This is a genomic window from Pseudomonas sp. S4_EA_1b (assembly GCF_016307435.1).
Taxonomy (GTDB): domain Bacteria; phylum Pseudomonadota; class Gammaproteobacteria; order Pseudomonadales; family Pseudomonadaceae; genus Aquipseudomonas; species Aquipseudomonas rhodesiae.
On record NZ_JAEILC010000026.1, the window covers coordinates 119,411 to 142,120 of the forward strand.

Annotated in this window: 20 protein-coding genes; 14 read left to right on the forward strand and 6 right to left on the reverse strand. The window is 61.2% G+C overall.

All coding sequences use genetic code 11. From position 1 onward, the window contains the following. Positions 1-7: 7 nt before the first annotated feature. Together parC and YA0848_RS09400 are read left to right on the forward strand one after the other, a co-directional pair. The gene (gene parC / locus YA0848_RS09395; RefSeq protein ID WP_169902928.1) at positions 8-2,272 is read left to right on the forward strand and encodes a DNA topoisomerase IV subunit A; all 2,265 of its coding nucleotides are present in this window, start codon (positions 8-10) and stop codon (positions 2,270-2,272) included. Positions 2,273-2,449: 177 nt separating this feature from the next. After that, a complete protein-coding gene (locus tag YA0848_RS09400) occupies positions 2,450-3,160 on the forward strand; it encodes a PqiC family protein (RefSeq protein WP_080758669.1) in 711 nt (236 codons plus the stop codon). 193 nt (positions 3,161-3,353) lie between these two features. On the opposite strand, the gene YA0848_RS09405 is transcribed toward YA0848_RS09400, so the two are convergent. Beyond that, the gene (locus YA0848_RS09405; RefSeq protein ID WP_169902925.1) at positions 3,354-4,886 is read right to left on the reverse strand and encodes an AhpA/YtjB family protein; all 1,533 of its coding nucleotides are present in this window, start codon (positions 4,884-4,886) and stop codon (positions 3,354-3,356) included. A gap of 133 nt (positions 4,887-5,019) precedes the next feature. On the opposite strand from YA0848_RS09405, the gene serB reads away from it, so the two are divergent. Next, complete coding sequence (gene serB, locus YA0848_RS09410; RefSeq protein ID WP_034095589.1) at positions 5,020-6,234, forward strand: phosphoserine phosphatase SerB; 1,215 nt, start codon at positions 5,020-5,022, stop codon at positions 6,232-6,234. 121 nt (positions 6,235-6,355) lie between these two features. On the opposite strand, the gene asd is transcribed toward serB, so the two are convergent. The 3 genes from asd to YA0848_RS09425 are packed head-to-tail and all read right to left on the reverse strand — an operon-like array spanning position 6,356 to position 9,643. Next, positions 6,356-7,216 carry an archaetidylserine decarboxylase gene (asd, locus tag YA0848_RS09415; protein ID WP_034095590.1) on the reverse strand — a complete coding sequence of 287 codons (861 nt, stop codon included), beginning with the start codon at positions 7,214-7,216 and terminating at the stop codon, positions 6,356-6,358. 15 nt (positions 7,217-7,231) lie between these two features. Next, entirely contained in the window at positions 7,232-8,050 is an 819-nt protein-coding gene (locus tag YA0848_RS09420) for a rhodanese-like domain-containing protein (protein WP_169902924.1), read from the reverse strand. A 57-nt stretch (positions 8,051-8,107) separates the two neighbouring features. Then, the gene (locus YA0848_RS09425) at positions 8,108-9,643 is read right to left on the reverse strand and encodes an HDOD domain-containing protein (RefSeq protein WP_034136647.1); all 1,536 of its coding nucleotides are present in this window, start codon (positions 9,641-9,643) and stop codon (positions 8,108-8,110) included. Between the two features lie 167 nt (positions 9,644-9,810). On the opposite strand from YA0848_RS09425, the gene motA reads away from it, so the two are divergent. Both motA and motB read left to right on the forward strand, forming a co-directional pair. Then, the gene (gene motA, locus YA0848_RS09430) at positions 9,811-10,662 is read left to right on the forward strand and encodes a flagellar motor stator protein MotA (protein ID WP_034095593.1); all 852 of its coding nucleotides are present in this window, start codon (positions 9,811-9,813) and stop codon (positions 10,660-10,662) included. A 3-nt stretch (positions 10,663-10,665) separates the two neighbouring features. Next, complete coding sequence (motB, locus tag YA0848_RS09435; protein ID WP_169902922.1) at positions 10,666-11,682, forward strand: flagellar motor protein MotB; 1,017 nt, start codon at positions 10,666-10,668, stop codon at positions 11,680-11,682. A gap of 66 nt (positions 11,683-11,748) precedes the next feature. Here the strand turns inward: motB and rsgA are convergent, their stop codons facing one another. Further along, the gene (rsgA, locus tag YA0848_RS09440) at positions 11,749-12,780 is read right to left on the reverse strand and encodes a small ribosomal subunit biogenesis GTPase RsgA (RefSeq protein ID WP_169902920.1); all 1,032 of its coding nucleotides are present in this window, start codon (positions 12,778-12,780) and stop codon (positions 11,749-11,751) included. Between the two features lie 109 nt (positions 12,781-12,889). On the opposite strand from rsgA, the gene orn reads away from it, so the two are divergent. Both orn and YA0848_RS09450 read left to right on the forward strand, forming a co-directional pair. Continuing rightward, positions 12,890-13,432: an oligoribonuclease gene (gene orn / locus YA0848_RS09445; RefSeq protein ID WP_034095596.1), complete on the forward strand. Its 543-nt coding sequence runs from the start codon at positions 12,890-12,892 to the stop codon at positions 13,430-13,432. Positions 13,433-13,607: 175 nt separating this feature from the next. After that, positions 13,608-14,222 (forward strand): trimeric intracellular cation channel family protein, encoded by a 615-nt coding sequence (locus YA0848_RS09450; protein ID WP_034111516.1) that lies wholly within the window; start codon positions 13,608-13,610, stop codon positions 14,220-14,222. On the opposite strand, the gene queG is transcribed toward YA0848_RS09450, so the two are convergent. Then, positions 14,201-15,283: a tRNA epoxyqueuosine(34) reductase QueG gene (gene queG, locus YA0848_RS09455; protein ID WP_034111518.1), complete on the reverse strand. Its 1,083-nt coding sequence runs from the start codon at positions 15,281-15,283 to the stop codon at positions 14,201-14,203. The two genes, YA0848_RS09450 and queG, sit on opposite strands and share 22 nt — an antisense overlap. Positions 15,284-15,346: 63 nt before the next feature. Here queG and YA0848_RS09460 point away from each other — a divergent pair, with 63 nt between their 5' ends. From YA0848_RS09460 to hflX, 7 genes are all read left to right on the forward strand, one after another. After that, complete coding sequence (locus tag YA0848_RS09460) at positions 15,347-16,207, forward strand: NAD(P)H-hydrate dehydratase (RefSeq protein WP_169902916.1); 861 nt, start codon at positions 15,347-15,349, stop codon at positions 16,205-16,207. Continuing rightward, the gene (gene tsaE / locus YA0848_RS09465) at positions 16,195-16,665 is read left to right on the forward strand and encodes a tRNA (adenosine(37)-N6)-threonylcarbamoyltransferase complex ATPase subunit type 1 TsaE (protein ID WP_034095600.1); all 471 of its coding nucleotides are present in this window, start codon (positions 16,195-16,197) and stop codon (positions 16,663-16,665) included. The genes YA0848_RS09460 and tsaE overlap by 13 nt, the downstream gene beginning before the upstream one ends. A gap of 15 nt (positions 16,666-16,680) precedes the next feature. After that, positions 16,681-18,102 carry an N-acetylmuramoyl-L-alanine amidase gene (locus YA0848_RS09470; RefSeq protein ID WP_034095601.1) on the forward strand — a complete coding sequence of 474 codons (1,422 nt, stop codon included), beginning with the start codon at positions 16,681-16,683 and terminating at the stop codon, positions 18,100-18,102. After that, a complete protein-coding gene (gene mutL, locus YA0848_RS09475) occupies positions 18,102-20,015 on the forward strand; it encodes a DNA mismatch repair endonuclease MutL (protein ID WP_169902914.1) in 1,914 nt (637 codons plus the stop codon). Before YA0848_RS09470 ends, mutL begins: the two co-directional genes overlap by 1 nt. After that, on the forward strand, positions 20,015-20,986 hold the full coding sequence (gene miaA / locus YA0848_RS09480) for a tRNA (adenosine(37)-N6)-dimethylallyltransferase MiaA (protein WP_034095603.1): 972 nt from the start codon (positions 20,015-20,017) through the stop codon (positions 20,984-20,986). The genes mutL and miaA overlap by 1 nt, the downstream gene beginning before the upstream one ends. Before the next feature lie 92 nt (positions 20,987-21,078). After that, complete coding sequence (gene hfq, locus YA0848_RS09485) at positions 21,079-21,339, forward strand: RNA chaperone Hfq (protein ID WP_034095604.1); 261 nt, start codon at positions 21,079-21,081, stop codon at positions 21,337-21,339. 12 nt (positions 21,340-21,351) lie between these two features. Then, positions 21,352-22,653 carry a ribosome rescue GTPase HflX gene (gene hflX, locus YA0848_RS09490; protein ID WP_034095605.1) on the forward strand — a complete coding sequence of 434 codons (1,302 nt, stop codon included), beginning with the start codon at positions 21,352-21,354 and terminating at the stop codon, positions 22,651-22,653. The last annotated feature ends 57 nt before the right edge of the window (positions 22,654-22,710 follow it).

A 22,710-nucleotide genomic window follows, 5' to 3' on the forward strand; every position in this document is an offset into this window, starting at 1 on the left:
GGCCCGCATGAGTGACATCCTTGCAGACAGTTTAGATGGCGTAGAACGCCGGTCGCTGGCTGACTTCACCGAAAATGCCTACCTCAACTACTCCATGTACGTGATCATGGACCGTGCCTTGCCGCATATCGGCGACGGCCTGAAGCCTGTGCAACGGCGCATCATCTACGCCATGAGTGAGTTGGGCCTGGATGCCGACTCCAAGCACAAGAAGTCGGCGCGTACCGTCGGTGACGTGCTCGGTAAATTCCACCCCCACGGCGACTCGGCTTGCTACGAAGCCATGGTGCTGATGGCGCAGCCGTTCAGCTATCGCTACACACTGGTAGACGGCCAGGGTAACTGGGGTGCGCCGGACGATCCCAAGTCCTTTGCCGCCATGCGTTACACCGAAGCCCGTCTGTCGCGTTACTCCGAGGTGCTGCTCAGCGAGCTGGGCCAGGGCACGGCGGATTGGGGGCCGAACTTCGACGGCACCCTCGACGAACCCCTGGTGTTGCCGGCACGTTTGCCGAATATCCTGCTCAATGGCACCACCGGTATCGCGGTGGGCATGGCCACTGACGTGCCTCCGCACAACCTGCGCGAAGTAGCCACCGCCTGCGTGCGCCTGCTGGATGAGCCGAAGGCCACCGTGGAGCAGCTCTGCGAGCATATCCAGGGGCCGGACTACCCGACCGAAGCGGAAATCATCACGCCGCGCGCCGATTTGCAGAAGATGTACGAAACCGGCAAGGGCTCGGTGCGTATGCGCGCCGTGTACCACGTCGAGGATGGCGACATTATCGTCACCGCGCTGCCGCACCAGGTGTCCGGCGCCAAGGTGCTGGAGCAGATCGCCGCGCTGATGCAGGCCAAACCGTCGAAACTGCCGCAGGTCGCCGACTTGCGTGACGAGTCCGACCATGAAAACCCGTGCCGCATCGTGATTATCCCGACCAATAGCCGGGTCGATCATGAAGTGCTGATGCAGCACTTGTTTGCCAGCACCGATCTGGAGTCCAGCTACCGCGTCAACGTCAACATCATTGGTCTGGACGGCAAGCCGCAGTTGAAGAACCTGCGCAACCTGTTGGTGGAGTGGCTGGAGTTCCGGATACAAACTGTTCGGCGCCGCCTGCAGTTCCGTCTGGACAAGGTCGAGCGCCGTCTGCATCTGTTGGACGGTTTGTTGATCGCTTACCTCAACCTGGATGAAGTGATTCATATCATCCGCACCGCCGAGCATCCGAAGGCCGAGCTGATCGCTCGTTTCGACCTGAGCGAGATTCAGGCGGACTACATCCTGGACACCCGCCTGCGTCAGTTGGCGCGTCTGGAAGAGATGAAGTTGCGTGATGAGCAGGATGCCTTGCTCAAGGAACAAGCCAAACTGCAAGCCCTGCTGGGTAGCGAAGCCAAGCTGAAAAAGCTGGTGCGTAGCGAACTGATCAAAGACGCCGAAACTTACGGCGATGACCGCCGCTCGCCTATCGTCGAGCGCGCCGAAGCGAAAGCTCTGACAGAAACCGAGCTACTGCCCAACGAGAAAATTACCGTCGTTCTGTCGGAAAAGGGTTGGGTTCGCTCCGCCAAAGGGCATGATATTGACGCCACTGGCCTGTCGTACAAGGCCGGTGACGGGTTCAAGACCGCAGCCGCTGGGCGTTCCAACCAGTTTGCGGTGTTTATCGACTCCACCGGGCGCAGTTACTCGGTGCCGGCCCATACCTTGCCGTCGGCACGGGGGCAGGGCGAGCCGCTGACCGGGCGTCTGACACCGCCACCGGGGGCAAATTTCGAGTGTGTGCTGCTACCGGACGATGACGCGCTGTACGTGATTGCGTCCGATGCGGGATATGGCTTCGTGGTCAAGGGGGAAGACCTGCAAGCCAAGAACAAGGCGGGCAAGGCGCTGTTGAGTCTGCCCAACAACGCCAAAGTGATCCTGCCGCGGCCGGTGCAGGACCGTGAGAACAACTGGCTGGCGTCGGTCACTACCGAAGGGCGTCTGCTGGTGTTCAAGATCAGCGACCTGCCGCAGTTGGGCAAAGGTAAAGGCAACAAGATTATTGGAATCCCCGGGGAGCGGGTGGCCAGTCGCGAAGAGTACGTGACCGACATCGCCGTGATTCCGGAAGGTGCAACCCTGGTGCTCCAGGCAGGTAAGCGCACCTTGTCGCTGCGCCCTGACGACCTTGAGCACTACAAGGGCGAGCGTGGCCGCCGGGGTAATAAATTGCCTCGTGGCTTCCAGCGGGTGGATGCTTTGTTGGTTGAAACGCCCGTTTAAGGCGTTTTAGAGCCCTCGATCTACGATTTAACCCGTAGATCGACGCTTTGGCGCTGGAGTCATGGCGCATATTCACGGATGATATGGCCTCTTCAGCGCCGGCGTGGCCGAGCGTGTACAGGTTATTTTTTAGTATTACATTGTGGTTCGCCTTGTGGCAGCCACCTGGATGGGATGATGACTGCTCCACGCCTTCCTTTTATTTTTATGCTCGCTGGCCTTTTGGGGCTGGCGGGTTGCAGCACACATCAACCGGTGTCGCTGTACCAGCTGGACAGCGGAAGTCCGGCTCAGCCAGCTCAAACCGCCGGCATGGCGGTATTGCTGGGGCCGGTAATCGTCGCCGACTACCTGCAACGCGAGACCCTGCTGCAACGTCAGAACGACGGCAGCCTGCAAGGTTCCACCGATGGCCGTTGGGCGGGCAGTTTATCGTCCGACATCAACCAGCTGATGCTGCGCCAGGTGGCCGGTCAGTTGGACAGCCAACGTGTGGTCCTCGCCCCCGCGCCTGCCGGCTTTACGCCGGACGTGCAGGTGCTGCTGACAATCACTCGGTTGGACTCGGGCACTTCGCAACCGGCAATTCTCGATGCGCAGTGGCGCTTGATCGACCGCCGTGGTCAGGTGCGTGACAACCGCATCGTGCACTTGCAGGAACAGCACACCGGCAGCACCGCGTCCCAGGTCCAGGCCCAGGGCGTGCTCTTGCAGCACTTGGCGCAGCAACTGTCTGTGGCGCTCAAGCCATTGGCCAACCAGCCCCCGATTGCCGCCGAGGCCCCGCGCAAACAAGCGCCGGCCCAGGCCAAGCCGGTTGCTCCGGAAAAGCCCAAGATGCCGATGGCCACGCCGATTCGTACCGATATGGAAGTGTTCAGGTTTTGATCTGAATGCCACACAAACAAAAGGCCCGCTGATTCAGCGGGCCTTTTGTTTGTGTGCGATTTACTTGAAGTATTTAGGGATCCAAATGTGGGAGGGGGCTTGCCTCCGATAGCAGTGGGTCAGTCAGACCAGCTGTCACTGACACATCGCCATCGGGGGCAAGCCCCCTCCCACACTGATTTTGCGGTTTGCTTTAAGGCTTTGTGCGGGTCTCGTGCATCCGCGCTAACTGACGCTCCAGCATCGACGGATACGGCTCCATCAAACGTTCCACACAGCTTGCGCCTTCGGGGCTGGCAATCGGGCGGATACGGGCGCGCTGGCGAATCAGCGGGTCTTCGCTGATCTTGCGCTCCACCAGCAGCAGGTTACGGCTGTGTTGGGACAAGGCCAGCGCGTCCTGGGCGATTTCGGTGAGCAGCAGGTCGATCTGGCTCATGCCGAACAGATCGTCGCCCACTGTCAGGCCCAGTTGCAGTTGCAGGGTGATGCCACTGTCCGCCACTTCGATCTGCAGGGCATGGCCCAAGGCGCGCAGCAGCTCGCCGCAGCAGATGGCGTTGGTCAGGTAGTCTTCACCGCTGTCTTCGCTGTGGAACAGCATCAAGGTGCTGCCATCGTTGAGGGTGTGCAGTTCGCTCTGGTACAGCGAAGCGGCCTGGTCGAGGCAGTCGCGGTAGCGCTCCAGCAATTCCGTCAGGCGTGCGCGGGGCAAGCGACGCAGTTGGTCCTGGGCGCCGAGTTGTACGGCCAGTACCGCGCTGTGCTGAGGCTCGGCGTTTTTCGCCGGCACCGCTTTGGGCACGACGGCCGGGCTGCTGGCCGCGGTATCGCGCAGATCAGCGAACGGGTCTTCGTCGTCCAACTCATCCTCTTCGGCGATAAGTGCCCTGCGTGTCGCCGGCTTGAGACCCGCCACCGGCGGCTTTTCGTCGAAGCCCGGATCGCGCAGGTCGCGTACTTCGAATTCGGGTTCGTCGTCGTAATCGGTGTCGTCGAATTCGGGTTCCGGTTCAACTTCGCGAACCACCGGCTCCGGGGCGAAGCTGGCGTGGAGTTGGCGGGCAAGGTCGCCGATTTCATCCTGGCGGTCGGTGGCCGGAGTGTGTTCGTCGATATTCCGCAGCCAGATGCGCAGTTGCATCAGCGGTGTCGAGATATGCCGACCCAGGCGCAGGCTCAAGGCCAGGGCCAGGGCCAGCAGAATCGCGCTCAGGATGCCCATGCTTTGCAGGCTGATGGTCATCGGCTGTTGGAATTGCTGCATATCCAGGCTGATGCGCAACTGGCCGGCTTTCACATCTTGAAAGGTGATATTGCTTTGATACAGGCCTTCGGCCTCACCCAACAAGCCGTTCTTCGGGCGCTGGCCGGCTTCGGCCATGATCCGGTTGTCGACGCTGTAGATGGCGGCGTGAGCCACCAGCGGGTTCTTGGTGAGGTTATTGAGCAGCACGTTGAGACTGAGGATGTCGTTGGACACCAGCAGCTCGGTCGCCGAGGTGGCGGTCTGGGTGGTCAAGCTTTCGCCCAGGGCGTCGGCTTGCTCGTGCATGGCCTGTTTGAACTGCAAACCCATTACGCAGGCGTAGATCACCAGGGCCAGGGCGACCAGGATCACGTTATGGCTGGCGATGCGTAATGCGATCGGTACACGGCGGTGGCGCAGTGCCCGGAAGATCAGCAGGAAGAAGTTGTCGGTTTTTACTGGCGTGGGCCGGTTCACTTGAGCTCGGCTCTTGGTCCGTGAAGTTGACGCGCAGTATAGCGACAGGCCCATGACCGGCAAAGCGCTGGCTGTGCCCGATGGTCACTGAAAGTGGGTAGAATGCGGTTTTTTTCCAGCCTGGGGGTGCGCCTTGCGCGAAATTGTCCTGATTAACATCACTGGGGAAGACCGCCCGGGTCTTACCGCTGCCATTACCGGTGTGCTGGCCCAGGGTGGTGTGAACATTCTCGACATCGGCCAGGCCGTGATCCACGACACCCTGTCGTTCGGCATCCTGGTGGAAATTCCCAGCAACGAGCAGTCATCGTCCGTGCTCAAGGACATCCTGTTTACCGCGTACAAGCTGGATCAACAGGTACGTTTCACTCCGGTATCCGAAGCGGACTACCAGCATTGGGTGGCCGGCCAGGGCAAGAAACGCCATATCGTCACGTTGTTGACCCGCAAGGTCACCGCTGAACAACTGCAGCGCGTCAGCTCCATCACCGCGCAATACGGCTTGAATATCGACCACATCGACCGTCTGTCGGGGCGCATGCCATTGGACACGCCGGCCGACCAGGGCAAAGGCTGCATCGAGTTTTCCGTGCGTGGCGAGCCGGCTGACCCGCAGGCCCTGCGCGCGGAATTCCTCAGCGTCGCTCAGGAGTTGAATGTCGATATCGCCTTCCAGGAAGATTCGCTGTTCCGCCGCAACCGCCGCCTGGCGGTGTTCGATATGGACTCCACCTTGATCGAAGCCGAAGTCATCGACGAACTGGCCAAGGCTGCCGGTGTGGGCGATCAAGTCAGCGCCATCACTGAGCGTGCCATGGCCGGCGAGCTGGACTTCCGCGCCAGCTTCAAGGAGCGCTTGGCACTGCTCAAAGGCCTGGATGTGAGCGTGCTGGATTCCATTGGCGCTTCCCTGCGCCTGACCGAAGGCGCCGAAACCCTGTTCGCCGAACTCAAGCGCCTGGGTTACAAAACCGCGATCTTGTCCGGCGGCTTTACCTACTTCGCCAAGCAATTACAGGCCAAACTGGGCATCGATTACGTATTCGCCAACGAGTTGGAAGTGGTCGACGGCAAAGTGACCGGCGTGGCGGTCGAGCCGATTGTCGACGCGCAACGCAAGGCCGACCTGCTCAAGGAGCTGGCGCACAAGGAAGGGTTGCGTCTGGAGCAGACCATCGCGGTAGGCGACGGTGCCAACGATTTGCCGATGCTGGCGATTGCCGGGTTGGGCGTGGCGTTCCGGGCCAAGCCGCTGGTTAAACAGTCGGCCAAGCAGGCCATTTCGACCCTGGGGTTGGACGGTGTGCTGTATCTGCTGGGCTTTCGCGACCGCGACGGTCAGCTCTGACGGTCAGAAATGTAGGAGGGGGCTTGCCCCCGATAGCGGTAGATCAGTCACTTTGATGTTGACTGATACTCAGCTATCGGGGGCGAGCCCCCTCTCACATTAGATCTCTGCAAATATTGGATCAGGCTTTCGGCAGGCCGATCCCTTGACCCATCTGCACCGGCGAACCGGCCAGCAGCGCTTCTGACCACTGCACTTGATCCGGCCCGAACAGCACGATCGCGGTGGAACCCAACTTGAAACGTCCCAGCTCCGCACCTTTTTCCAGGTGGATCGGCGCGCGGGCGGCTTCGTCATAGCGGAAGGTTTTCAGCTCGCGCTTGGGGGGCGTAACCAGGCCGGCCCACACGGTTTCAATCGACGCCACGATCATTGCGCCCACCAGCACCACAGCCATCGGGCCGCGTTCGGTGTCGAACAGGCAGACCACTCGCTCGTTACGCGCAAACAGCTCCGGCACGTTTTCGGCGGTGGTCTGGTTGACCGAGAAAATCCGCCCCGGCACATAGACCATCTCGCGCAGCGTGCCGGCCAGCGGCATGTGCACGCGGTGATAGTCCTTCGGCGACAGGTAAATAGTGGCGAAATCGCCGCCCATGAAAGGCGCCGCCATGGCAGCATCGCCGCCCAGCAATTCCAATACGCTGAAGCTATGGCCTTTGGCCTGGAACACACGGCCATGCTCGATCGGGCCCAGTTGGCTGACTGCGCCGTCGGCGGGGCTCAGCACGGCGCCGGGAGTGGGGTCGAGTGGGCGCGCGCCGTCTTTCAAGGCACGGGTGAAGAACGCATTGAAGTGCTCATAAGCGGTCACGTCCTCCACCAGTGCCTGGGACATATCCACTTGATAGCGCTTGGCGAACCATGTGGTGAAGGCATTTTTGAACCAGCGCACGCGGCACTCGGCCACGCAACCGGCCAGACGCGACAGCAAATGGTGCGGCAGCAAGTACTGGCTGAGGATAAACAACTGCTTTTTCATAACTGTCCTTAAACCTTAAGTCTTTTCAACGGGCGTGTCGGGGTGATTGCCCCATTCGCCCCAGGAACCGGCATAACCTTTGACTCGCGGATAACCGAGCGCCTTGGCCACCAGGTAGGTGAAGCCAGAGCGATGGTGAGTCTGGCAATGGGTGATGATTTCTTTGTCGGGCGTCAGGCCCAGTTTTTCAAGAATCTGTGGCATGTCGCGGCGGATGCGCAGGTTGCGCGCCTTATCCATGCCGTCAGTCCATTCGAAGTTGACCGCGCCGGGGATGTGCCCGCCCTTGGCCGCGAGCACCTTCTCGCCGGAATACTCCAGCGGGCCGCGCGCGTCCCAGATGCCCAGGTCGGCGGCGCCAAGACGGCTTTGCAGGTATTCGCGGGTGGCGGTCGGGCCATCATGCAGCGTGAGGCTGACCGGGCCGCCGGCCGACGGGGGGACGTCGGTGGAGACGGGCTGGCCGTCTGCCAACCATGCCAGCAGGCCGCCGTCGAGATAGTGGTATTTCTGATGGCCGATCACGTCGAGCAACCAGATAAAACGCCCGGCCCAGCCGCCGCCTTCGTCGTCGTAGACCACGTAGGTCGCATCCGGCGTGTGGCCGAGTTCGCCAAACAGCTTTTCTAGGTCGGCCTTGTTCGGCAGCAGGCCCGGAGCCGGCGGTTGGCCCAGTTGGGTGCGTTTGGGGTCAACGAAGTGCGCGCCGGGGACATGCCCTTCGGCGTAGCGGGCGGCGCTGGTGAGGTCCACCACGATCAGGTGTTCGGCACCCAGGCGACTTTGCAGGTCGGCGGATTCGATCACCAGCGGCAAGCCAGAGAAGTCAGGCATGTGAGGTCTCCTGGGCGTAAAAGTTGGCGATAAAGGACGGCGATTGTAGCGCAAGCATCAGGCGCCGCGGTTGGTAAAGCAGTGCAGGGCCTTTTCGATGCATTGAGCGGTTTTGCCGAACGCCTGCACGGTGGTTTCCGAGAACGGACCGCCGCCCTGGTCGGCCACCATCAGCATCACGACTTTGCCGTTGCAGCTCAGGGAGCGCAGCAGCAAGTGTTCGCCATTGAACAGGCGGCGCAGGATCGGCGGCAGCAGCGCGGAGAACTGCGCGTGGTTGTCCGGTGTGAAGCGCACCTGGGCGGATTTCTCCAGCAGACGCTGGAGCATTGTGCTGTGGACCACATCCAGGCTCAGGTTGGCGGCATCCTTGGGTAGGCCGTCAACCTGATGCACGCGCAGGGTGCTTTGGGCGCGGTCGGTCATCAGCAGCATCACCCGTTGCATGCCGCTGGCGACCAGCGCCTCTTTGGCGCAGGTGGTCAGGTGCATGGCGTTGGCAAAGCGGCTCGGCTCCATCAGCAGTTCGGTGCAGCGGCTGCGCCACACGGCCAGCGCCTCGGCGGTGGGCGGCGGGGCGGGCAGTAAACCACGGTGGATCTTCTGCACATGCCACGGCCAGATCAACGACAGCGCCGGGTGCCAAAGGTCGGGCATCAGCGTGGTGCGGGCGCTGGTCACTGCCTGTTGATGGACTTGCTGCTGCACTTCGGCCAAGGGTTGTTGCAGGTACAAAGCGGTGAGGAATTGCCAACGCTGCGTGTGCGGGCAGGTCCAGGATTCTTGGGCGGACATCGCTAGGCCATTGGCCAGCAGTACGGTGTTGGCCGGCTGGTTCAGCCAGCGGCGCAAATGGGGGGCGGCGTCCAGCAATTGCTGTTGGTGCAGCGGGTCTTCGTCACGGGCGATACGCAGCGCCTTGACCAACATGCGTTGCTCATTCAGCAGCAGGGTATAACCCTGGGATACCCACATTGGCAGGTGCCAGGCTTCGGTCAGGCCGATGCACAAGTCCAGCAGGCGTACGCCGAATAACTGCTGTTCAACCACGCGCGCCGACTCACCCTTGTGGATAACCCGCAGCTCCCATTCTTCCAGCAGCTTGGGATAAACCACCGCCATCGGCCACAGCGGCGATAAAAACAGCAGGCTGCCCCAATGAATGTCTTGCCACAGTCGCGCCAATCGGCTGCCAAACAGACCGTTGGCTTGCTGCGAGGCGTGCTGACTGACCAACAATAGCTGGCGCAACGCCACGGGAATGTCTTGGTCGGGCACCGACGGCAAGCGTGCCAGCAGTTCCTCGGCGCGCTTGAGGCCCAGGCGGTTGAGTGCCACTTCGAGGTTTTCCGCCGGTTCGGCTAGGCTGCCATGGGTATGGCTGTTGGCCTCGCGCATCACGCTGAGCACCAGCGCCGGGCTGTTTTGCATCAGCTCGGCAATATCTCGCAACGAACTGCGGTTGTCGCGGATGGCTTTGCACACACGGTCGTGGCTGGTCTGTGGAACGGGCAGGCGCACCTCGTCCAGACGCTTGATCCAGTCGGGGAGGGAAGCAGGTTTTGCAGTTGGGTCGATTTTTTGTTTGGCCATGGTAGGGGCGCGATCATCACTTGCGGTCAACACGCCCAGAGCGGGCCGAACTGGCTTTTCGCCTTAACGGGCTATAGTCTGGCGCAGTTTTGCCGATAAGTAGAACAAGAGTTTTTCAGTTCCCCCAAATATGTCCATGAACCTGACGGCGCAAGTACTCATCTCCTATGGCTAAAATTATCGGCATCATCGTCGTCCTCGCGAGCGTGCTCGGCGGTTACGTCCTTTCCCACGGTAAGATCGCCGCGCTGATCCAACCTTTCGAAGTGATGATCATCGGCGGGGCGGCATTTGGTGCATTCCTGCAAGCCAACCCTGGGTACATGACCATGCACGTGGTCAAGAAGTCCCTGAGCATGTTCGGCTCGCGCTTCTCCCACACGTTCTATCTGGAAGTGCTGGGCCTGGTCTACGAGATCCTCAACAAGAGCCGCCGCGAGGGCATGATGGCCATTGAGGCCGACATCGAAGACGCCGCCGCCAGCCCGATTTTCGCCAAGTACCCGGCCGTGCTCAAAGACGAGCGCATGACCGCCTATATCTGTGATTACCTGCGCATCATGTCCTCCGGCAACATGGCCCCCCATGAGCTGGAAGGGTTGTTCGATATGGAACTGTTCAGCCTCAAAGAAGAACTGGAGCACCCGTCTCACGCGGTGACCGGCATCGCCGACGGCATGCCCGGCTTCGGTATCGTGGCGGCGGTACTCGGTATCGTGGTGACCATGGCCTCGCTGGGCGAGGGTGATCAGGCGGCCATCGGTATGCACGTAGGTGCGGCCTTGGTGGGTACCTTCTTCGGTATTCTCGCGGCTTACGGTTTCTTCGGTCCGCTGGCGACTTCCCTGGCCCACGACGCCAAGGAAGAGATCAACCTGTACGAATCGATCAAGGCCAGCCTGGTGGCGTCCGCTTCCGGCATGCCGCCTTCGCTGGCGGTGGAGTTCGGTCGCAAGGTGCTGTACCCCAAGCATCGCCCAAGCTTCGCCGAGCTGGAACAAGCGGTTCGCGGTCGCTAAGCCATGGAAAACAACCAGCCGATAATCATCAAGCGCGTCAAGCGCTTCGCTGCGGGGCACCATGGTGGTGCCTGGAAAATCGCCTTCGCCGACTTTGCGACGGCGATGATGGCGTTCTTTCTGGTGCTGTGGCTGATGTCTACCGCCACGCCTGAGCAGAAGATCGCCATCGCCGGCTACTTCAAAGACCCCATCGGTTTCTCGGAAAGCGGCACGCCCTTTGTGATCGACCTGGGCGGCTCGCCTCAACTGGCGCCTGAACGCACCATCAACCCGGAAGTGAAGACCGAGGCGCCTCAGGAGAAAATCCCGATTGAGCGCGATACGGTCGAGGCTATGGCCGAGCAGGTTGAACAGGAGCGTCTTGAGCTGTTACTGCAAGAGCTGCAGAACAAGGTTGAGGAAAATCCACAGCTGCTGAAGTTCAAGGACCAGATTTCGTTCGAAATCACGCCGGACGGCTTGCGCATCCAGATCACCGACGCCGCCAACCGGCCGATGTTCGATTCAGGCAGTGCGCGTTTGAAGCCGTACTTCGAAGACATCCTGCTGGCCATGGCCGATACCATCAAAGCGGTGCCGAACAAGATCAGCATCAGCGGCCATACCGACGCTAAGCCTTATGCGGGCCAGGGCGACTTCGGCAACTGGGAGCTTTCTGCCAACCGCGCCAACGCGGCCCGTCGTGCCCTGGTGGCCGGCAGCTACCCAGACGCGCAAGTGGCGCGAGTGGTGGGTTTTGCCTCTTCGCAACTGTTTGATGCGAAGGACCCGTTCAACCCGATCAACCGGCGCATTGACATCGTTGTGCTGACCAAAAAGGCTCAGCGTGCGATCGAAGGCGATCAACCCCCGCCGATGCCGGCTCCAGGCGCTGGCGCGCCAGGTGACGTACCGTCTGACCCGAACGCTATCCCGCCAGGGCAGGAGCCGTTGCCGGCCCATGAACTGCGGCAGAAATTGAATCTGTTCGATGACGGTGGGGTGAAAGACCCGACGGTGCCCAAAGCGGGCTCTTAAGCTGTATATGCAAAGGCCGCGATCATCGCGGCCTTTTCACATCTTCCTCGCAGGGCAAGGAACCGGTCAGTAACTGCTCTCAGGCAAGCTCGCAATGATCGACCGATAGCTGTTCATCCGCTGCTGTTGCACGCGGCCATCTTCCAGGGCCTTGAGCAGGGCACAGCCCGGTTCGCGGTCGTGCTTGCAGTCACGGAAGCGGCAGGTGCCGATCAGATCGTTGAATTCGATAAAGCCGGCTTCCACATCGCGGCGGCTGACGTGGCCGAGGCCGAATTCGCGGATACCTGGGGAGTCGATCAGCTCACCGCCGCCGGGGAAGTGAAACAGTCTCGCGGTGGTGGTGGTGTGGGTGCCCTGGCCGGACAGCTCCGACAGCGGCCCTACTCGGGTGTCGACTTCCGGCAGCAGGCTGTTGACCAGCGACGACTTGCCGACGCCGGACTGGCCTACGAACACGCTGATGCGCCCGTCCAACTGTTGTTGCAGTTGTTCCATGCCATTGCCGTGATGGGCCGAGACTTCCAGCACCGGGTAGCCTAGGGTGCGGTAGACCGCCAACAACGCATTGAGCGCCGGAGCATTCTGTTCGTCGATCAGGTCGAATTTGTTCAACAGCAGCAGTGGGCGAATGCCAGCGTGCTCGGCGGCCACCAGGTAGCGGTCGATCAGGTTGGCATGGGGCTCGGGCAGCGGCGCGAAAACAATCACGATCATGTCGACGTTGGCCGCCACCGGCTTGAGCTGGCCGCGACTGTCGGGGCGGCGCAGTTCAGTGCTGCGGGGCAACTGGGCGACGATCACGCCGATCCCCTGGTTGCCAGCACGCCAGACCACGCGGTCGCCGGTGACCAGCGCCGGCAGGTTGGCGCGCAAGTGACAACGGAACACCTGACCGGCGAGTTCGCCTTCCAGCGCCTCGACTTCGACCTGCACGCCAAAGTGCGCGATCACCAGACCCGTTTGTTCGGGGCCCAGGTCGCCGCCCTCAAGCGCTTCCACGGCGGAGGATTCACGTTTGGCGGCGCGGGCAGCGCGTTCGCCTTGAATCTTTTCGATGCGCCAGTTTTGGCGACGGTTGAGCTGGCGTTTGGCCATTGGTGTTCCGTATCGATAATGCAAAGGTTTGGGTGAAACGGTCGCGAGTCTAGCACGCCCCCGCCTGCTAAACTGCGCAGCTACGCCAAGGTGCCAAGAGAAACGAGCCATGCAAAACCCACAGAACCTGATTTGGATCGATCTGGAAATGACCGGTCTGAACCCCGACACCGACGTCATCATCGAGATGGCGACGATTGTTACCGACAGCAACCTCAATACCTTGGCCGAAGGTCCGGTGATCGCCATCCACCACAGCGATGCGGTGCTAGCCACCATGGATGAGTGGAATACCCGCACCCATGGCAATTCCGGCCTGACCCAGCGCGTGCGCGACAGTCGCATCAGCATGGCCGAGGCTGAAGCCCAGACCATCGCCTTCCTGGAGCAGTGGGTACCCAAGGGCAAGTCGCCGATCTGCGGCAACAGCATCTGCCAGGATCGTCGCTTCCTTTATACCCATATGAAAGCGCTGGAAAGCTACTTCCATTACCGCAACCTGGACGTGTCCACACTCAAGGAACTGGCTGCGCGCTGGGCGCCGGAAGTCAAAGACAGTTTCCACAAGGGCAGCACTCACCTGGCGCTGGACGATATTCGCGAATCGATTGCCGAACTGCAGCATTACCGCAAGCACTTCATCAAGGCTTGAAACGGTTTCTTACCGTGTCCGGGCTTCCTGTGGTGAGCGGGCTTGCCCCGCGCTGGGCTGCGTAGCGGCCCCACTGCTGTTGCCGCATTTTTCCCTATAGATATCGTCGCCAAGTATTTGGGGCTGCTGCGCAGCCCGGCGCGGGGCAAGCCCGCTCACTACAAGGATCGCCACCATGCTGCTGATGCTCTACCTCATTGCCATCACCGCCGAAGCCATGACCGGCGCCTTGTCCGCCGGTCGACGCGGCATGGACTGGTTTGGCGTGGTGTTGATTGCCTGCGTGACGGCGCTGGGGGGCGGTTCGGTGCGGGATGTGTTGCTTGGGCACTACCCGCTGACGTGGGTCAAGCACCCTGAGTACCTGGTGCTGACCTCGGTGGCCGCGCTGGTGACGATCTTTATCGCGCCGCTGATGCGACGCCTGCGCTCGGTATTCCTGGCCCTGGACGCCGTGGGCCTGGTGGCGTTCACCTTGATTGGCTGCATGACCGCCCTGGAAATGGGGCACGGCATGCTGGTGGCGTCGGTCAGCGGTGTGATCACCGGGGTGTTCGGTGGCATTCTGCGGGATATCTTCTGCAACGACATCCCGCTGGTCTTCCGCCGCGAGTTGTACGCCAGCGTGTCGTTCCTCGCCGCTTGGTTCTATCTGTTGTGCCTGCAGCTGGAGCTGCCCGGTGAGCAAGCCATCCTGCTGACGTTGTTCAGTGGCTTTCTATTGCGTCTGCTGGCGATCCGCTTTCACTGGGAAATGCCCAAGTTCGTCTACAACGATGATGTGCACTGACGCTCGGCATGCTGCTTGAGCGCCCATTCCACATGCTCGCGCACCAGCTCCGACGGGTACTCGCGCCGCGCTTTCAGGGCCTCCAGTACCGGAATGCTTGATGGCGCATTGCCCAGTCCTACCGCCAGGTTGCGCAGCCAGCGCTCATAACCGGCGCGGCGCAGGGGTGAGCCTTCGGTGCTGCTGAGGAATCTATCCTCGTCCCACATAAACAGTTCGGCCAGCTCTGCGTTATCCAGGTTATGCCGTGGCTGGAAATCGCCTTCGTCAGTGGGGCGAGCGAAACGATTCCACGGACAAACGATCTGACAGTCATCGCAGCCGAAGACGCGATTACCGATCAGTGGGCGCAGGTCTTCCGGGATAGCCGTTTTCAGCTCGATGGTGAGGTACGAGATACAGCGCCGGGCGTCCAGTACATACGGGCCGACGAAGGCATTGGTGGGGCAGATATCCAGGCAGGCGGTGCAGCGTCCGCAGTGCTCGGTGCTATGGGGCGGGTCGACTGGCAAGGGCAAGTCGACGAACAATTCGCTGAGGAAGAAATAACTGCCGGCCTTGCGGTTGAGTACCAGGGTGTTCTTGCCGATCCAGCCCAGGCCGGCTTGCTCGGCGATGGCTTTTTCGAGCACTGGCGCGCTGTCGACGAATGCGCGAAAGCCAAAGGGGCCGATCTGGGACTGGATGCGATCGGCCAGTTGCTGCACGCGTTTGCGGATCAGCTTGTGGTAATCGCGACCCAGGGCATAGCGCGAGATGTAGGCTTTTTCCGGCTGGGCCAGTAGATGCGCCATCTGGGTATCGCCCGGCAGGTAGTCCATGCGCAGCGACACCACGCGCAGGGTGCCGGGTACCAGTTCTTCGGGGTGGGAGCGTTTGCTGCCATGGGCGCCCATGTAATCCATCTCGCCGTGGTAGCCCGCGTCGAGCCAGCGTTGCAGGTGCTGCTCATGCTCGGCGAGGTCCAGGCCGCTGATGCCGACTTGCTGGAAACCCAGCTCGCGGCCCCAGTCTTTGATCGATTGGGCGAGGGCGGGCAGATCGGAGGTAATAGCGGGCATGAGACACGGGAAACCACAGGTTAGATGCGTATAATTCTGCCAGACATCGGAGCTTGAAGACGCATGCCGCAGACAAAACACGAAATAACCGACGTTCAGCCACTGGTGCCCGGCCATTTGCCGACACTGGCTGCGCGTTCCCCGGACGCCCATAAAGGCCAGTTCGGCCACCTGCTGGTGATCGGCGGCGACCTTGGTTTTGGCGGCGCCGCGCTGCTGAGCGCTGAAAGTGCCTTGCGCAGTGGTGCGGGCATGGTATCTCTGGCCACGCGCCTTGAGCACGTGCCCGCGGCGCTGGCCCGTTTGCCGGAAGTCATGACCCTTGGCGTCAATTCCGCCAACCAATTGATGGGCTTGTTGGAAAAGATTTCGGTGATCGTCATTGGGCCTGGCCTGGGCGCTGCCAGTTGGGGCAAAAGTCTGTTGTCTGTCGCGGCCAATGCCCGCCAGCCGCAGGTGTGGGACGCCGACGCGTTGAATCAACTGGCCGACGGCGGTGTAAGCCTGCCGGCCAACTGCGTTATCACCCCGCACCCGGGCGAAGCGGCGCGACTGTTGGGGATCTCGACAGCCGACGTTCAGGCCGACCGTCTTAAGGTGGCGCGCGCGTTGAGCCTGAAATTCAATGCCGTCGCCATTCTTAAGGGCGCAGGCAGTCTGATTGCCTGCCCGGATGGGCGCGTTTCCCGCTGCGATCAAGGCCATCCGGCCATGGCCACCGCAGGGCTGGGCGATGTATTGGCAGGCCTGGTCGGGGCCTTGCTGGCTCAGGGCATGCCCGCGTACGAGGCCAGTTGCCTGGCCGTTTGGCTGCACGCCACGGCTGGGGAACGACAGGGCACCTTGGGTCGCGGGCTCGCCGCCAGTGACCTGATCCCCACCATTCGTCAATTGCTGGAGGAACAGTCACCGTGCCTGAAGTAATTCTTTTTCTGGCCGATGAAGACGCCATGGTTGCGTTGGGCCATCGCCTTGCGCAACTGACGGCCGGCAACGGTCTGATTTTCCTGGAGGGTGACCTGGGGGCCGGCAAGACCACGCTGTCCCGTGGGATAATTCGCGGGTTGGGTCATCAGGGGGCGGTAAAAAGCCCGACGTTCACACTGGTGGAGCCCTACGAGATTGGCGCGGTGCATGCCTTTCACTTCGATCTTTATCGCCTGGTGGACCCTGAAGAATTGGAGTTCATGGGTATCCGTGATTACTTCGATGAAGATGCTTTATGCCTGATCGAATGGCCAGACAAAGGTGCAGGCTTTTTGCCAAAGCCGGACCTGACCATTACCATTACGCCGCATGAGCATGGACGTCAGCTGAAGTTGTTGCCCCAGAGCGCGCGCGCCAAGTCGTGGTGTGCCGCTTTGGCTTTGGAATTCAAATAATTGGTGGGGTTAGGTATGCGCTTTCGCGCGTTGGTTGCTGTCGTAGGGGTGTTGCTTGCGGCAATGACTGTCAATGCTCTGGCTGCTTCACAGGTAAAGAGTGTGCGCCTGTGGCGAGCGCCGGATAACACGCGACTGGTGTTCGACCTGTCTGGGCCGGTCCAGCACAGCGTCTTTACCCTGACGGCGCCTGATCGCCTGGTGATCGACATCAATGGTGCGACCCTGGCCGCGCCGCTGAAAGTCTCCACCGCCAATACCCCGATTACCGCCATGCGCTCGGCACAGCGTACGCCGACCGATCTGCGCGTGGTTATCGACCTGAAAAAAGTCGTGACGCCCAAGAGTTTCTCCCTGGCGCCGAATGCTCAGTACGGCAACCGACTGGTGGTCGACCTGTTTGACAACGCTGCCGACGCTGCGCCGCCGCCCGCGCCAACCCCGAGCGTGGCAACTGTACCGGCGGTGCCGGTCAACCCTTCGCAGCCTCAGGTCAAGCTGCCACCGCCGCCGCCAGCCCCGGCCGGCAAGCGCGACATCATCGTGGTCATCGACGCTGGCCACGGTGGTGAAGACCCGGGCGCATCCGGCTCGCGTGGTCAGCATGAAAAAGACGTGGTACTGGCCATCGCCCGCGAGTTGCAGCGCCAGGTCAACGGCATGAAAGGCTACCGTGCGGAACTGACCCGCACCGGTGACTACTTCATCCCGTTGCGCGGCCGTACCGAAATTGCGCGTAAGAAAGGCGCCGACCTGTTCGTGTCGATCCACGCCGACGCCGCGCCGTCGACGGCCGCCTTCGGTGCTTCGGTGTTCGCGTTGTCGGACCGTGGTGCCACGTCCGAGACCGCGCGCTGGCTGGCCGACAGTGAAAACCGGTCCGACCTGATCGGCGGAGCTGGCAACGTGTCCCTGGACGACAAGGACAAAATGCTCGCTGGCGTACTATTGGACCTGTCGATGACAGCTTCGCTGACCTCCAGCCTGAACGTCGGCCAGAAAGTCTTGAGCAACATCGGGCGCGTCACGTCGTTGCACAAACAGCGCGTGGAACAGGCGGGGTTCATGGTGTTGAAGTCGCCGGATATCCCGTCGATCCTGGTGGAGACTGGCTTTATCTCCAACGCCAACGAAGCGTCCAAACTGGCCAGCGCCAGTCACCAGCAGGCGTTGGCGCGTTCCATCAGCGCTGGCGTGCGCCAGTTCTTCCAGCAGAACCCGCCTCCTGGCACTTACATCGCCTGGCTGCGGGACTCCGGCAAGATCGCCCAAGGCCCGCGTGACCATCGCGTACAGCCTGGCGATACCCTGGCCATGCTGGCGGTGCGTTTCCAGGTATCGCCCGCGACCTTGCGCAATGCGAACAACCTGAAAACCGATGAGTTGAAAGTCGGCCAGGTGTTGACCATCCCTGGCACAGAATTGGCGGCACAGTAATGAGCGAATCAATCCTCACCAGCGGGTCGCGCATTGAATTGCTCAGCCCGCGCCTGGCCAACCAGATCGCAGCGGGCGAAGTGGTGGAACGGCCGGCGTCGGTGATCAAGGAGTTGCTGGAAAACAGCATCGACTCCGGTGCCAAGCGCATCGATGTGGATGTCGAGCAGGGCGGTGTGAAACTCCTGCGCGTACGTGACGACGGCAGCGGTATTTCCTCCGACGACCTGCCGCTGGCCCTGGCCCGTCACGCCACCAGCAAAATTCGCGACCTGGAAGACCTTGAACGGGTGATGAGCCTGGGCTTTCGCGGTGAGGCCCTGGCGTCCATCAGCTCCGTAGCGCGCCTGACGTTGACCTCGCGCACCCGCAGCGCCGAACAGGCCTGGCAAGTGGAAACCGAAGGGCGCGACATGGCGCCCCGAGTTCAGCCGGCGGCGCATCCGGTGGGCACCTCGGTGGAAGTGCGCGATTTGTTCTTCAACACCCCGGCGCGGCGCAAATTCCTCAAAGCCGAAAAAACCGAATTCGATCACCTGCAGGAAGTCATCAAACGCCTGGCCCTGGCGCGTTTCGATGTGGCGTTTCACCTGCGCCACAACGGCAAGACCATTCTCAGCCTGCACGAAGCCAATGATGACGCCGCCCGTGCGCGTCGAGTCGCGGCGGTGTGCGGCGCGGGCTTCCTGGAGCAGGCGCTGCCGATTGAAATCGAGCGCAACGGCTTGCGTCTTTGGGGCTGGGTGGGCTTGCCGACTTTCTCCCGCAGCCAGGCGGATTTGCAGTATTTCTTTGTGAATGGCCGCGCGGTGCGCGACAAATTGGTGGCCCACGCGGTGCGCCAGGCCTATCGCGACGTGCTGTTCAATGGGCGGCATCCGACATTTGTGCTGTTTTTCGAGGTCGACCCGTCGGTGGTGGACGTCAACGTGCACCCGACCAAACACGAAGTGCGTTTCCGCGATGGGCGCATGGTGCACGACTTCCTCTATGGCACGTTGCACCGCGCACTGGGCGATGTGCGCCCGGATGACCAACTGGCGGCGCCAATCGTAACGGCGGTGGTGCGGCCAAGTGGGCCCGAGGCCGGTGAATTCGGCCCCCAGGGGGAAATGAGCCTGGCAGGCAACCTGCTGCAATCGACGCAACCGCAGCCGGCTTACACAGCACCGAACGCAGGCTCGGGGGCGGGTTATCAATATCAATACACACCGCGTCCGCAGTCAGCAGTGCCGGTGGCCGAGGCTCAGGCCGCCTATCGCGAATTCTTTGCGCCGCTGCCGGACGCGCAGCCGAGTGCGGCTGCCTTGCCCGAAGGCGGCGGTGATATTCCGCCGCTGGGTTATGCGTTGGCGCAGCTCAAAGGTATCTACATTCTGGCGGAAAACGCCCATGGCCTGGTGCTGGTCGATATGCACGCGGCCCATGAGCGGATCATGTATGAGCGGCTGAAGGTCGCCATGGCCAGCGAAGGTCTCAGCGGCCAGCCGTTGCTGGTGCCCGAATCCCTGGCGGTCAGCCAGCGTGAGGCCGATTGCGCTGAAGAGCATCACGAGGTTTTCCAGAAGCTGGGCTTTGAGCTGCAGCGTCTGGGGCCGGAAACGCTGGCGATCCGGCAGATCCCGGCGCTGCTCAAGCAGGCCGAGGCCAACCGGCTGGTCGCCGATGTGTTGGCGGACCTGATGGAGTACGGCACCAGCGACCGTATCCAGGCCCACATCAACGAATTGCTGGGTACCATGGCCTGCCATGGTGCCGTCCGCGCCAACCGCCGCCTGGCGTTGCCGGAAATGAACGGGCTACTGCGCGACATGGAAAACACCGAGCGCAGCGGGCAGTGCAACCATGGCCGACCGACCTGGACCCAGATGGGCCTGGACGATCTGGACAAACTGTTCCTGCGCGGTCGTTGATGAGTGCCTTGCCCCCCGCAATCTTCCTGATGGGCCCCACGGCCGCCGGTAAGACCGATCTCGCTATCGAGCTGACCAAGGTGCTGCCATGCGAGTTGATCAGCGTCGACTCTGCCCTGGTTTACCGGGACATGGACATCGGCACGGCCAAGCCCTCCAAGGCGTTGCTCGCGCAGCATCCGCACCGGCTGATCGACATCATTGACCCCGCCGAGAGTTATTCGGCGGCGGATTTTCGCACCGATGCCCTGGCCGCCATGGCTGAGATCACCGCACGGGGCAATATTCCCCTGCTGGTGGGCGGCACGATGCTCTATTACAAGGCTTTGCAGGAAGGTCTGGCGGATATGCCGCCAGCGGACGCCCAGGTGCGCGCCGAGCTTGAAGACGAAGCTGCACGCCTTGGCTGGCAAGCCCTGCATGATCAGTTGGCAGCGGTAGATCCGGTGTCGGCGGCGCGCATTCATCCTAATGACCCTCAGCGCCTCACGCGCGCCCTGGAAGTCTGGCGTGTCAGCGGGCTGACCATGACCGAGCATCGGCAGCGACAATCTGCGCAAAGTGCTGATGCAGGCGCATCTGGGCAGTCACAATTGCCCTATACTGTGGCCAATCTGGCTATCGCTCCGGCAAATCGCCAGGTGCTGCATGAACGAATTGCACAAAGATTCACAATTATGTTGGAACAGGGGTTTGTGGAGGAGGTCGTAGCACTGCGTTCCAGAGGTGACCTGCATCCAGGGTTGCCTTCGATACGTGCTGTAGGCTATCGCCAAGTCTGGGATCATCTGGATGGCAAGCTGACGTCAGCCGAAATGCAGGAGCGCGGCATCATCGCCACGCGCCAATTGGCGAAACGCCAGTTCACCTGGTTGCGCAGTTGGAGCGATTTGCACTGGCTGGACAGTCTGGACAGCGACAATCTGTCACGCGCCTTGAAATACTTGGGAACGGTCTCCATATTGAGCTGAGTCCTTGCAATTGCCGTCTATCCTTGGGGGTGTGACGGTTAAAGCTTTCTATTTTCTGATTTTTATTATTGATCCTTAAAGGAGTGCGGCACATGTCAAAAGGGCATTCGCTACAAGACCCTTACTTGAATACCTTACGTAAAGAGAAAGTGGGGGTTTCCATCTATCTGGTCAACGGTATCAAGTTGCAAGGTACGATTGAGTCGTTCGACCAGTTCGTGATCCTGTTGAAAAACACCGTCAGCCAGATGGTTTACAAACACGCTATCTCGACAGTCGTCCCTGTTCGCCCGATCCGCCTGCCTAGCGCAGCGGGTGACGAACAAGCTGACGCTGAGCCAGGTAACGCCTGATAGGAGTCTCCTTTGTTCTTTGAGCGCCACGGTGGTGGTGAGCGAGTAATCCTCGTTCACTTGGATGGACAGGACCCTGAGGCGCGCGAAGATCCGCAGGAGTTTCAGGAGCTGGCAAATTCGGCCGGCGCCGAGACCGTTGCGTTTTTTAACGTGCCGCGTCATCGGCCAACCGCCAAATACCTGATCGGCAGCGGCAAGGTCGAGGAATTGCGCGACCTGGTCCACGCCGAAGAAGCCGATCTGGTGATCTTCAATCACACCCTCACGCCCAGTCAGGAACGCAACCTCGAACGTGTTTTCGAGTGTCGCGTGATTGATCGCACCGGTCTGATTCTCGATATCTTCGCCCAACGCGCCCGTACCCATGAAGGTAAGCTTCAGGTCGAATTGGCCCAGCTTGACCACATGAGTACGCGTCTGGTGCGCGGCTGGACTCACCTTGAGCGACAGGGTGGCGGTATCGGCATGCGTGGGCCGGGTGAAACCCAACTCGAAACCGACCGCCGCCTGCTGCGGGTTCGCCTGCGTCAGATCAAGGGGCGGCTGGAGAAAGTCCGCAGCCAGCGCGAGCAGTCGCGCCGTGGGCGTTCGCGTGCGGATATTCCCACCGTGTCTCTGGTGGGCTACACCAACGCCGGCAAGTCCACGCTATTCAACAACGTGACCAAGTCAGACGTGTATGCGGCCGACCAGCTGTTCGCCACCCTCGATCCTACTTTACGCCGTCTGGATCTGGCCGACCTGGGGCCGATCGTGTTGGCCGATACCGTGGGTTTTATTCGTCACTTGCCGCACAAGCTGGTCGAGGCATTTAGGTCTACGCTCGAAGAGTCGAGCAACTCCGACTTGCTGCTGCATGTAATCGATGCTGCCGAGCCGGATCGCATGTTGCAGATCGAGCAGGTGATGCTGGTGCTGGGCGAGATTGGTGCCCAGGACTTGCCGATCCTCGAGGTGTATAACAAACTCGATTTGCTTGAAGGCGTGGAGCCGCAAATCCAGCGCGATGAGAACGGCAAGCCCCAGCGGGTCTGGCTGTCGGCGCGCGATGGCAGTGGCCTGGAGCTGCTTGAACAAGCGATTGCCGAGTTGCTCGGCAGTGATTTGTTTGTCGGCACCTTGCGCTTGCCCCAGCGTTTTGCTCGACTGCGTGCACAGTTTTTCGAGCTGGGCGCGGTACAGAAAGAAGAACACGACGAAGAAGGTGTGAGCTTGCTGGCTGTTCGATTGCCGCGCTCGGAGCTGAATCGGCTGGTCAGCCGTGAAGGTGTGGTGCCGACAGAGTTCATCGAACAACACACTTTGCAATAAAAGCCTCCGAAAGCGGTTGTGCCGCAGTAGCAGGCATTCTGTAGCATTGGTCGGCGC

Bases quoted from the DNA above. Each gene is read 5' to 3' on its own strand.
- YA0848_RS09460 (WP_169902916.1), top strand. From the start codon at position 15,347: ATGCCGCAGACAAAACACGAAATAACCGACGTTCAGCCACTGGTGCCC.
- parC (WP_169902928.1), top strand. From the start codon at position 8: ATGAGTGACATCCTTGCAGACAGTTTAGATGGCGTAGAACGCCGGTCG.
- YA0848_RS09400 (WP_080758669.1), top strand. From the start codon at position 2,450: ATGACTGCTCCACGCCTTCCTTTTATTTTTATGCTCGCTGGCCTTTTG.
- YA0848_RS09450 (WP_034111516.1), top strand. From the start codon at position 13,608: ATGCTGCTGATGCTCTACCTCATTGCCATCACCGCCGAAGCCATGACC.
- motA (WP_034095593.1), top strand. From the start codon at position 9,811: ATGGCTAAAATTATCGGCATCATCGTCGTCCTCGCGAGCGTGCTCGGC.
- asd (WP_034095590.1), bottom strand. From the start codon at position 7,216: ATGAAAAAGCAGTTGTTTATCCTCAGCCAGTACTTGCTGCCGCACCAT.
- motB (WP_169902922.1), top strand. From the start codon at position 10,666: ATGGAAAACAACCAGCCGATAATCATCAAGCGCGTCAAGCGCTTCGCT.
- orn (WP_034095596.1), top strand. From the start codon at position 12,890: ATGCAAAACCCACAGAACCTGATTTGGATCGATCTGGAAATGACCGGT.
- queG (WP_034111518.1), bottom strand. From the start codon at position 15,283: ATGCCCGCTATTACCTCCGATCTGCCCGCCCTCGCCCAATCGATCAAA.
- miaA (WP_034095603.1), top strand. From the start codon at position 20,015: ATGAGTGCCTTGCCCCCCGCAATCTTCCTGATGGGCCCCACGGCCGCC.
- YA0848_RS09470 (WP_034095601.1), top strand. From the start codon at position 16,681: ATGCGCTTTCGCGCGTTGGTTGCTGTCGTAGGGGTGTTGCTTGCGGCA.
- YA0848_RS09420 (WP_169902924.1), bottom strand. From the start codon at position 8,050: ATGCCTGACTTCTCTGGCTTGCCGCTGGTGATCGAATCCGCCGACCTG.
- rsgA (WP_169902920.1), bottom strand. From the start codon at position 12,780: ATGGCCAAACGCCAGCTCAACCGTCGCCAAAACTGGCGCATCGAAAAG.
- hfq (WP_034095604.1), top strand. From the start codon at position 21,079: ATGTCAAAAGGGCATTCGCTACAAGACCCTTACTTGAATACCTTACGT.
- mutL (WP_169902914.1), top strand. From the start codon at position 18,102: ATGAGCGAATCAATCCTCACCAGCGGGTCGCGCATTGAATTGCTCAGC.
- YA0848_RS09425 (WP_034136647.1), bottom strand. From the start codon at position 9,643: ATGGCCAAACAAAAAATCGACCCAACTGCAAAACCTGCTTCCCTCCCC.